11 protein-coding genes, 1 tRNA gene and 1 CRISPR repeat array are annotated in these 9,504 nt (G+C 61.0%); of the genes, 7 read left to right on the top strand and 5 right to left on the bottom strand.

Annotated elements, in window-relative coordinates:
• From cas9 to cas2, 3 genes are all read left to right on the top strand, one after another.
• On the top strand, positions 1 to 1,582 hold a 1,582-nt coding region (cas9, locus tag F4U95_RS23905; RefSeq protein ID WP_211364666.1), incomplete at its 5' end, for a type II CRISPR RNA-guided endonuclease Cas9.
• A 22-nt stretch (positions 1,583 to 1,604) separates the two neighbouring features.
• Positions 1,605 to 2,528: a type II CRISPR-associated endonuclease Cas1 gene (gene cas1 / locus F4U95_RS23910; protein ID WP_150426943.1), complete on the top strand. Its 924-nt coding sequence runs from the start codon at positions 1,605 to 1,607 to the stop codon at positions 2,526 to 2,528.
• Complete coding sequence (cas2, locus tag F4U95_RS23915) at positions 2,525 to 2,863, top strand: CRISPR-associated endonuclease Cas2 (RefSeq protein WP_120251733.1); 339 nt, start codon at positions 2,525 to 2,527, stop codon at positions 2,861 to 2,863. The genes cas1 and cas2 overlap by 4 nt, the downstream gene beginning before the upstream one ends.
• Before the next feature lie 72 nt (positions 2,864 to 2,935).
• Positions 2,936 to 3,829: a CRISPR direct-repeat array (repeat unit 36 nt; unit sequence ATCATAGCCGCTCAGAGATCGCGGTCCAGCGGCAAC).
• Between the two features lie 4 nt (positions 3,830 to 3,833).
• Here cas2 and F4U95_RS23920 read toward each other — a convergent pair.
• Positions 3,834 to 3,924 (bottom strand) — tRNA-Ser (locus tag F4U95_RS23920).
• Positions 3,925 to 4,026: 102 nt separating this feature from the next.
• Here F4U95_RS23920 and F4U95_RS23925 point away from each other — a divergent pair.
• A complete protein-coding gene (locus F4U95_RS23925; protein ID WP_150426944.1) occupies positions 4,027 to 4,908 on the top strand; it encodes a peptidylprolyl isomerase in 882 nt (293 codons plus the stop codon).
• A 568-nt stretch (positions 4,909 to 5,476) separates the two neighbouring features.
• Here F4U95_RS23925 and F4U95_RS23930 read toward each other — a convergent pair.
• Positions 5,477 to 5,824 carry a response regulator gene (locus F4U95_RS23930; RefSeq protein WP_150426945.1) on the bottom strand — a complete coding sequence of 116 codons (348 nt, stop codon included), beginning with the start codon at positions 5,822 to 5,824 and terminating at the stop codon, positions 5,477 to 5,479.
• A gap of 3 nt (positions 5,825 to 5,827) precedes the next feature.
• A complete protein-coding gene (locus F4U95_RS23935) occupies positions 5,828 to 6,715 on the bottom strand; it encodes an iron-containing redox enzyme family protein (RefSeq protein WP_037506319.1) in 888 nt (295 codons plus the stop codon).
• Positions 6,716 to 6,908: 193 nt separating this feature from the next.
• Here F4U95_RS23935 and F4U95_RS23940 point away from each other — a divergent pair, with 193 nt between their 5' ends.
• The 3 genes from F4U95_RS23940 (at position 6,909) to F4U95_RS23950 (ending at position 7,755) form a co-directional block, all read left to right on the top strand.
• Positions 6,909 to 7,112, top strand: a complete 204-nt coding sequence (locus tag F4U95_RS23940; RefSeq protein WP_150426946.1) for a hypothetical protein — start codon at positions 6,909 to 6,911, stop codon at positions 7,110 to 7,112.
• An 85-nt stretch (positions 7,113 to 7,197) separates the two neighbouring features.
• Entirely contained in the window at positions 7,198 to 7,455 is a 258-nt protein-coding gene (locus tag F4U95_RS23945) for a hypothetical protein (protein ID WP_150426947.1), read from the top strand.
• Positions 7,456 to 7,461: 6 nt separating this feature from the next.
• On the top strand, positions 7,462 to 7,755 hold the full coding sequence (locus F4U95_RS23950; protein WP_150426948.1) for a DUF3253 domain-containing protein: 294 nt from the start codon (positions 7,462 to 7,464) through the stop codon (positions 7,753 to 7,755).
• A gap of 7 nt (positions 7,756 to 7,762) precedes the next feature.
• Here the strand turns inward: F4U95_RS23950 and F4U95_RS23955 are convergent, their stop codons facing one another.
• Entirely contained in the window at positions 7,763 to 8,785 is a 1,023-nt protein-coding gene (locus F4U95_RS23955) for an extracellular catalytic domain type 1 short-chain-length polyhydroxyalkanoate depolymerase (protein ID WP_246171706.1), read from the bottom strand.
• A 606-nt stretch (positions 8,786 to 9,391) separates the two neighbouring features.
• On the bottom strand, positions 9,392 to 9,504 hold a 113-nt coding region (locus F4U95_RS23960), incomplete at its 5' end, for an integrase catalytic subunit (protein WP_150426544.1).

The raw sequence follows: 9,504 nt of genomic DNA on the forward strand, positions 1-9,504 counted from the left end.
GGAGGAGCTTGGCCAGCGCAATAGTGGCGCCAATCGCGCATTGCTGAAATTATGGGAGGAACTGGATTCCGATAATGTACTGTCGCGTCCATGCACCTATTGCGGCCAACCGATCGGGATCGATACGCTTTTTTCCAACAGCGTGAATGTCGATCATATCCTGCCATTCGCGTTGACGCTGGACGACAGCAACGGCAACAAGATCGTCTGCCACACCCATTGCAATCAGGCGAAGCACCGGCAATCGCCATTCGATGCCTGGGGACACACCGCGCGCTGGGAAGGAATTGCCGCTCGCGCGGCCCGGCTGCCCAAAAACAAACGCTGGCGCTTCGAGCCGGATGCGATGGAAAAATTCCGGGACGAAAGCGGCTTTCAGGCCCGGCATCTGGTCGATACGCAATATCTGGCCCGGCTGTCGCGCGAATATCTTGCGACGCTCTATCCCGAAAAGGGCGAAGGCAGCGGCCATATCTGGGTCTCGCCGGGTCGGCTGACCGAAATGGTCCGACGCAAGCTTGGCCTCAACGATCTGCTGCCCGACCATAATTTCGGCGGTGGCGCGGATCAGGCGAAGAACCGGCTGGATCATCGCCACCATGCGATCGACGCCGTCGTGGTCGCCATCGTCGATCGGCGGATGCTGAACGAAATCGCACGGGTGTCCGGCCAGGAAGGCGCCGAGGGGCGCGAGCGGATCATCATCCCCGATCCGTGGGACGGGTTCCGCGACGACCTGCGCACCGCCGTCAACGCCATCACCGTCAGCCATCGCACCGATCATGGCACGGCGTCGAAGGCCGGCCTTCCCAAGGGTCAGGACGCGACCGCCGGGCGGCTGCAAAACGATACCGCCTATGGCTTTACCGGCGAGACGGACGCCAAGGGCAACAGCATCGTCGTGCGCCGCGTACCGTTAAGCAGCTTCAAGAAACTGACCGATCTGGAGCGCGTGCGGGACCCCGATCTGAAGGCCGCGCTCTACCAGCATCTCGATGGGCTGGAGGGCAAGGCGTTCGAGAAGGCGATCGGGGAATTTGGCGATCGCGAATGGCATGCCTATCGCAATGTCCGCCGCGTCCGCGTGGTCGAACCGCTGACCGTCATCCCGATACGTGACCGGAATGGACGTATCTATAAGGGATATAAAGGGGATTCCAATTATCGTTACGATGTTTGGGAATTACCGGATGGGAAGTGGGTGAACGAAGTCGTTTCCATGTTCGATGCGCATCAGCCCGGCTGGCTGTCCGGCATCCGTGCGGCCAATCCGACGGCGCGCAAGATATTGAGCCTGCATCGCGACGATGTGCTGGCGATCGAGCGCAATGGCGGGGACCGCGAATTGGTGCGCGTCGTCAAATTTTCCGAAAAACAGTTCGCCGTTGCGCCGCCCAACGAAGGCGGCGCGCTGAAGGGCAGAGACGCGGATAAGGACGACCCGTTCAAATATAGCTATCCTTCGCCCAACACGTTGAAGGCCTGGCACGCGCGGCAGGTGCGCATCGATGAGATCGGGCGCGTGCTCGATCCCGGATTCCCGCCGCGCAAGGCCCGTCGCAAGACGCGCAAACCCGGCTGACGACAGGTAGCGGGGGCGGGCAATGGATCGGATCGTCGACATCGCCACGGACGGCCGCCATTTGTCCGCCTATCGCGGCTTCCTGATCGTGTCGGAGGAACGCGTGGAAGTCGGCCGCGTGCCTCTGGACGATGTCGCCGCCGTGATCGTCCACGCGCATGGCGTTACCTGGTCGACCAACCTGATCGTCGCGCTGGCAAAACGGGGTGCGGTGATGCTGCTGTGCGGCAGCAATCATGCGCCGGTGGCCGTGTGCCTGCCGCTGGACGGCCATCATGCCCAGAACAGCCGGATGCGGGCGCAATGGGACGCGGGCAAGCCGCTGTCCAAACAGCTTTGGCGGCGTATCATCATCGCCAAGATACGCTGGCAGGCGGCGGTGCTGGAAGCCAATGGCGTATCCGCCTCCGCCTTCGACCTGCTGGCGCGGCGGGTGGGATCGGGCGATCCCGACAATGTCGAGGCACAGGCGGCGCGGCGCTACTGGCCGCTGTTGATGGGGAAGGATTTCCGGCGCGATCGCGATGCGGAAGGGATCAACGCCCTGCTCAACTATGGCTATACGGTGTTGCGGTCGCTCTGCGCGCGGGCCGTCGTCGCCTCCGGCCTGCATCCCTCGATCGGCGTGCATCATGCCAACCGCACCAACGCCTTTGCCCTGGCCGACGATTTGATCGAGCCGTTCCGGCCGCTGGTGGACGCGCTCGCCATCCGCATCGTGGCGCGCGGAACGGCAGAGGTCACGCCCGAGGCCAAGCGCGCCTTCGCCGGCCTGATCGCGCTCGACCTGCCGGGGACGGATGGCACCACCACCGTGGCGGGCGCCGCCAATCGTGCAGCGCAAAGCCTGGCCCGCGCGTTTCAGAGCGGGCAGGCAGCCGACATCCTCCTGCCCGCCCCGCCATCCGCCGTGGCACTGGCCGGACTCGATTCGTTGCTTACATGAGCGCCACCCAACTGAGCGGATACCGGCTGATGTGGATATTCGTCATGTTCGACTTGCCGGTGACCACCCGGGAACAGGCCCGTGCAGCGACCAAATTCCGCGAATTCCTGCTGGATGAGGGTTTTGAAAAAAGCCAGTTTTCGGTCTATGCTCGATTCTGCAACGGCAAGGAACAGTTCGAAGCCTATATGCGGCGGGTGGAAGCAAGCCTGCCGGATCGCGGCGACATCCACATCCTCAGCTTCACGGACCGCCAATATGAAAATATCGTGCGATTTTCAGGACAGAAGCGACGCCGGCAGCGAAAAAATCCGGATCAGCTGGCGCTATTCTGATGATTCGCGCGATTTCATCCTGGCGGATCGGTGGATATTCGCATTGCGTTTCAATGCAATATCCACCGGTCGATCATAGCCGCTCAGAGATCGCGGTCCAGCGGCAACGAAACGCTGCAGACGGTCGCGCGCAGGCGAATCATAGCCGCTCAGAGATCGCGGTCCAGCGGCAACTTTCCCCGGCTCCATCGCCGTGTTCGAAGGATCATAGCCGCTCAGAGATCGCGGTCCAGCGGCAACTTGGAAACGCTCTCTATGGTTTCCTGCAGCATCATAGCCGCTCAGAGATCGCGGTCCAGCGGCAACCACTTCGTCGTTGGGTCCACCTTCACCGTGATCATAGCCGCTCAGAGATCGCGGTCCAGCGGCAACTGGGCGGATGTTGTCGGGCTTCCCGAATGAATCATAGCCGCTCAGAGATCGCGGTCCAGCGGCAACATGCAGGCGACGAACCGCTGCGCACCATCAATCATAGCCGCTCAGAGATCGCGGTCCAGCGGCAACAGCTTAACCGCTTCACTGCCGAAATGATCGATCATAGCCGCTCAGAGATCGCGGTCCAGCGGCAACTGTTCGGCGGCGGCCTTCCGCAGGTCGCCAATCATAGCCGCTCAGAGATCGCGGTCCAGCGGCAACTCGATTTCATCGCACCCGCAGGTGGCGTGGATCATAGCCGCTCAGAGATCGCGGTCCAGCGGCAACTGGCAAATTCAGGTCGCGCTAGGCAGCGGAATCATAGCCGCTCAGAGATCGCGGTCCAGCGGCAACTTCAATGCGCGCTGGGCATTGAGCAGCGGGATCATAGCCGCTCAGAGATCGCGGTCCAGCGGCAACTGCGCCGCGAGCCATGCGGCGACCGTCGCGATCATAGCCGCTCAGAGATCGCGGTCCAGCGGCAACCACGATAGCCACGACGATGATCAATGCCGCATCATAGCCGCTCAGAGATCGCGGTCCAGCGGCAACAAGATGGCGGAGCGGGAGGGATTCGAACCCTCGATACGCTTTTGACGTATACTCACTTTCCAGGCGAGCGCCTTCGACCACTCGGCCACCGCTCCGCATTTGCACTGGAGGCGGCTCCCTATCGCGCGGCGCGCGGCTAGGCAAGGGGAGATGGCAAGGCGCTTTACTTTATCTTTCGGCCGCTGTCTGATCGGGTTATGAACCGCCTTCTCCCACTCGCGCTATCCGCCATCTGCCTTATGGCGCCCATGGCAGCCGCTACCACGCCTGCTGCCGTGGTGGCGCAGGCCCCCGCCGCCGCCTGGCGGCCCATTGCCGCCGACGAACTGTTGGTCATGACGCTGGAAGGCGGCAAGCGCGTCGTCATCCAGTTGGCACCCGGCCTGTCGCCGCGCCATGTCGCCAATATCGTGAATCTGGCCAAGGCCCATTGGTGGGACCGAACCAGCATCAACCGGGTGCAGGATAATTATGTCGCGCAATGGGGCGACGCGACCGAGAAGAAGCCGATGCCGCCCGGCCTGTCCCCCACCAGTGCGGACGATTATGGATTGCCGCTGGCGAACCGGCGGCTGGCGATCACGCCCCTGCCCTATGCAGACCCCTATGCGCCCTCGACCGGCTATGTCGCGGGATGGCCGGTGGCGATGGACGGCAGCGCCGCATGGCTGCCGCACTGCTATGGCTATGTCGGCGTAGGGCGCAATCTGTCGCCCGACGCGGGGACGGGGGCAGAGCTTTATGCGGTGATCGGGCAGGCGCCCCGCCAGCTGGATCGCAACATCGCAGTCGTGGGGCGCGTGATCGAGGGGATGGCGACCCTGTCCAGCCTACCGCGCGGATCGGGCGAACTGGGTTTCTACACGCCGCAGGAGCATCCCGTGCCGATCCTGACCGTACGTCTGGCCAGCGAGCTGCCGCAGGCCGAACGGCCGCGTTTCGAGATGATGGATACCGGCTCGCAAAGCTTCGCCGACTATCTGCGCCTGCGCGCGAACCGGAAGGATGATTTCTACGAGCGGCCGGCGGGCGGCGTGGACCTGTGCAATGCACCGGTACCTGTCAGGGCCGCGCCCTAGCCAAGGGACCGGTGCATTGCCTCCACGACCGGGTACAATGTTGAATTTGAACGGATCGTGGAAGGTAAATGGCGGAGAGGGTGGGATTCGAACTCACCTGACAAGACGTTGAAATCTCGCAGTCGGTGAAGTGTCCCGAGCCCAAAAATGCCACGCGAAAGACCACAAAGACTTTTTCGCCTGAAAACAGATGCTTGTCACCTGAGTTCGACGGAGGCTCTCTCTATCGAACCCACTGTACATTTGCAAGATTCTGCGGGCTCAAATTGGCTACCCATGTCTGGATTTGGCCGATAGCTGAATGTCCAGTTCATAGTAGGATCGCGGAGGAAGCTGACATTCGCGCAGCGTCGGCCGCTGTTCATTGAGGTCAGCCGACGTATTCGTCGTGAATGGCACCTCCAAATGGCCACGACGGTCAACCGACCCGAAGATCGCGCGCACTAGCCGACTCCATTTCCTGCCATTGCCGTGAAGAGAAATCGACAGCAAGGTGCGAATGACCAAACGCGACGCTTTCTCCGCGACCACGCGGTCCTTCACGTTGGGCGGATTCGGACGACAGCCCTCAGTGCAGCATATTTCGCAGCGTGCGCACGAGTTCGGTGGAAAGCGCAGGCTTGAGGATCAGGGGCGCAGCGGGATGCCTGCGCATCATCGCAAAGTCCGGTGCACCTGAACAGAAAACATAGGGAATGTCGTACAAATCGAGATCATCTGCCAGAAGGCTGACGTCGCCGTCCCGCAACCGGATGTCCAGAACAGCGGCGGACGGCATATTGTCAGCGACGGCAGCGATACCATCGACAAGCGTTTGGTAAGGCCCGTCTACCGCATAATCGGCGCCATCCAATATGTCGGCGATAACGGCGGCAACAGCAGGGTCGTCCTCGACCAGCAGGATGCGGTTGGTCATCCCTCATTCCAATCCGAAATGGCCGCGATAACGGTCAAAGCAACGTTCGCCGCATCGCAAGCGGATGAGCGCGCCTTCCGCCATAGCAGTTGCGCGACGGGGATCCTCCGCCACCAACGGGCGGATCGCCTCATCATTCCAGTCACGGCTGTGCTTAATGTCGAGCACAGCATGCAGGTCGAAATAACGTCGTTCGGATCCGGACAGACCGATCCGCCTCAACCCTCTGGCGGTGTGCGCCGACCGATCTGGTGCGGTGAGCTCGATCACGCCCAAGGCGCCCACGCTGTGCCACGCAAAATAGCGCGAGGTCGCCATCGCCGTCATGGCATTGGCGAGCGCCAAACTTTCCCAGACAGTGTTCTCGATTCGCGTGTCGAGCTCGAGGATATCGACCAGCTGGCCCAGCATCGGCCCATGCATACCCTTCGCATTACCGCGCCCCATCTCGTCCCAATAATTGCGTGCCAGTTCGAGCTTCGCGCGCGCCGGCAGCTTCACTTGGGTCATCGCAACCAGGTCGTCGAAACCCGCTTCGCCAGCGGCTTCCTGCGATAGAAACCAGCGCATCTCATCCCGGTCTGCCCGCTCGGCAAGCCATGGGAAAAGACGGTCATGCTGTCCAGGCCCGGTCGCCTTGAGATTCTCAAACCATGAAATGAATCCATCGGGATTGGTCGGTGCCTTGCGCGCCTCAGCGATGACTTCCTGCCGCAACTCCTCGAGAAATCCGATCTCCAGCCGCAGCATGCGCCGATCATCCTCGAAGCGTTCGGCAGAGATAGCCGTCGGGAAGGTCGGGGATAGCCTTTTCCGATTCCAGCAGCTCAGTGCCTCCTGAAAATCCTGCCGCAAAAATTGCGATCTGTCAGCGTTCAGCTGCGTTGCCACATCCAGTCCTTTCGAATGATAATGGCGGAATAATCCGGGAGGGCGAGCAGTCGTTCCTGAAAATCACATTGATCAGGATCAGTCGAAGCTGGAAATCATGCTGACGTCGGCGACCCGCCTTTTATAAAGCGGACGAGAAGGTGGAACCTCGACCGATGTCGCGCGCTCCCCTAAACTCAACAAGGGACAGGATATGATCACGGAAATTATCGGTGCGGTTGTAGGATCCAAACTGGATCAGCAGGACGGCGACAGCGGCGCGAAGGGCGCCGTCATTGGCTACTTCACGCCTCGCCTTGTCGGTGCTGTGGTAAAGGTCGGTTTGCTGGCCGCCATCGGATACGGGGTCGTCAAAGCAGTACAGAGCCTTACGTCAGAAAATGACGCGAACTACTGACAGCTCGTTTCACAGTGCTGGGCGGAGCCGATCGTAAAGATCACGTGTTGTCGATGCACGGAACGTGAAATTTTGAGTGATAGGCATGGAACCGGATTACGCACATGGCCGCCGGGATGGTCTAAGGTTGGCGTTGTCGATCCTGGCAGCAGAAGAAGCGAAATGGGCGGCGCTGCTAGGTGAGAGCCGATCGTGGCGAACCAATGTCACGCGCGAGGTGCGGCATAAGACATTACAAATTGCGCAACAGAGGCTGCGTACTGCACTCAATCGCCTGACGCCCAAATCCGACCAAGCCATGGACCCCGAGGTCGCATCGGCACTTGAAGAGATCGGGCTCTAACCGATCATGACCTCCGACATTACCTTTCACCGGATAAATGATGCGCGCAGCGCCGTGTTACAGTTGCTCGACCGCCGCACGGACCAAGCAACAATCTGTCCAAGCGAGGTCGCAAGGATGGTTGCCCGTAAAGCGGGCGCCGATCCGAAAGGGCCGTCGTGGCGCATAGCGATGCCGGTCGTCCACGCCGCAATCGATCAGCTAGGGGCCGAAGGGGCGGTCGAGCTGAGCTGGAAAGGAAAGGTCATGGCGTCACGCCATGGTCCCTATCGGATCCGCCGCGCGCAACCAGCGAAATAAGACCCGCTCACTGCATGAGGCCGGCGGCGCGCAGCGCGTCGTGGATGATTTTTTCCACTTCTGCTGTCCCTGAAACTGTGGAGCGTGAGGCTTCGGAGGACAACGCTTCCAACCGGCTTATCCTTGCTACCGGCAGAGTGGGTGTCCCCTCCTGGCCTTGTCCGCCCGATTGCGCAAATTTACGCTCCGTTCGGGTCTCCAGCAAACCCCAGGATGATGCGATCCGGCGCGTGGATGAGATACCCGCTTCGAGCATATGCGGCATCGCCATGCCGCAAGCATCCCGCCCGGTCGTGGCCAGTGGCGTGCCATGGCCCATATTGGCAATGCGATAATCTTCGATAAGCGGGCGTCCGGCTGCGTCGTTCCAGACGCATCGACGATGGCCGGCTATCTGTTCCGAAGCGTCCGGCGCCGGCTCGAGACCGTGGACTGACAGCCATTGAGCGAGAATTGCGTCCGCATTGGTGCTGCTGACCGTTGCGTCGGCGCTTCCATGCCATATTGAAATGCGTGGCCAAGGGCCATCATGGTTCGACGCGCGACGGACCCGGTCACCCAGATCCTTCGTGCTAAAGGCTCCCGCCTCGCGCATCGCTTCAAGCGCCTGCGGGATGTTGGACGCCGATCCGTGCGGCAAGCCGGCGATGATCGCACCACCTGCGAACAATTCCGGGTAGCTGGCAAGCATGACAGAGGTCATTGCGCCCCCTGCGGAAAGACCGGTCACGAAGGTACGGGACGGGTCAGCACCATGGGTATCCACCATTGCCATGATCATCTCTCTGATAGACAGCGCCTCGCCTCGATCGCGGGCATTGTCGGCGGGAGAAAACCAGTTGAAACAAAGATTTGGGTTGTTTGCGCGCCGCTGCTCTGGAAATAGCAGCAGGAAGCCATGTTCATCCGCTAATTGTGACCAACCTGAGCCGCAATCATAGCCTGCGGCGTTTTGCGTGCAGCCATGTAATACGACGACCAGCGCCGGTTTTTCAGCTATTTGATCGGGAACATATATCTTGGCGCTCAACGCGCCGGGGTTAGTCCCAAACGCGTCAAAGTCTGCTAACCTGCTTGGACCACCGGCAGCAGGTTGGATCGGGTGAATGGCTCGCATTGCTGCCAGTCGGGCGATTGTAGCGGATAATCTCGTCACGCGAAAATCTCCTATCCTGCAACAGCAGCCGTACGACTTGTGAGAATCTGGTTATGCTGCACCGCACAATATGGAGCGGTTCGACCGGCTTGCAAGGCGTGATGCCCCTGTTCTTTCCGAAGTCGAGAGCGATATATTTGTGGGCTCGGTGAAGGAGGCGCCTCGGGCCACCGAAATCGCGAAACGCTTGAAATAGGAGCGAGCAGAAGCTTGGCGCTGTTGGCGGCTGATCGCGCCACGCGCGGATCAGGCGAGCGCGGTCCCGTTTGGTGGACTGTGCTGCCGCCATGTCGATCTCACGTTCCTCTGCTCATCAATCCGCAGATCCCCTGACTCGTTCCTGCGCGCCCCAAGCCTGACCGCACTCGCCAAGGTCCACCCCGCCAGTCGCGTTCAGGAACGCATGCCCTAGGTCGACATGGTCTGAGAACAATGTTTCCGGGGCGTGGTCTGCCCCCACCGAGTGGACCGATTGGTTTGTTAGTGCATTAAGCGCATCGCCGCCATATCCGGACGGAGGTGGAGCGAAGCGGAACCGGAGGCCGGATATGGCGGTGTCGCCGTTTCCGGTGCCGGTGGCCGGTAGCCCAGGC

The organism is Sphingobium limneticum, assembly GCF_008710165.1.
Taxonomy (GTDB): domain Bacteria; phylum Pseudomonadota; class Alphaproteobacteria; order Sphingomonadales; family Sphingomonadaceae; genus Sphingobium; species Sphingobium limneticum.

Coding starts and splice junctions, on each gene's coding strand:
- cas1 (WP_150426943.1), top strand. CDS start 1,605: ATGGATCGGATCGTCGACATCGCCACGGACGGCCGCCATTTGTCCGCC.
- cas2 (WP_120251733.1), top strand. CDS start 2,525: ATGAGCGCCACCCAACTGAGCGGATACCGGCTGATGTGGATATTCGTC.
- F4U95_RS23925 (WP_150426944.1), top strand. CDS start 4,027: ATGAACCGCCTTCTCCCACTCGCGCTATCCGCCATCTGCCTTATGGCG.
- F4U95_RS23930 (WP_150426945.1), bottom strand. CDS start 5,824: ATGACCAACCGCATCCTGCTGGTCGAGGACGACCCTGCTGTTGCCGCC.
- F4U95_RS23940 (WP_150426946.1), top strand. CDS start 6,909: ATGATCACGGAAATTATCGGTGCGGTTGTAGGATCCAAACTGGATCAG.
- F4U95_RS23945 (WP_150426947.1), top strand. CDS start 7,198: ATGGAACCGGATTACGCACATGGCCGCCGGGATGGTCTAAGGTTGGCG.
- F4U95_RS23950 (WP_150426948.1), top strand. CDS start 7,462: ATGACCTCCGACATTACCTTTCACCGGATAAATGATGCGCGCAGCGCC.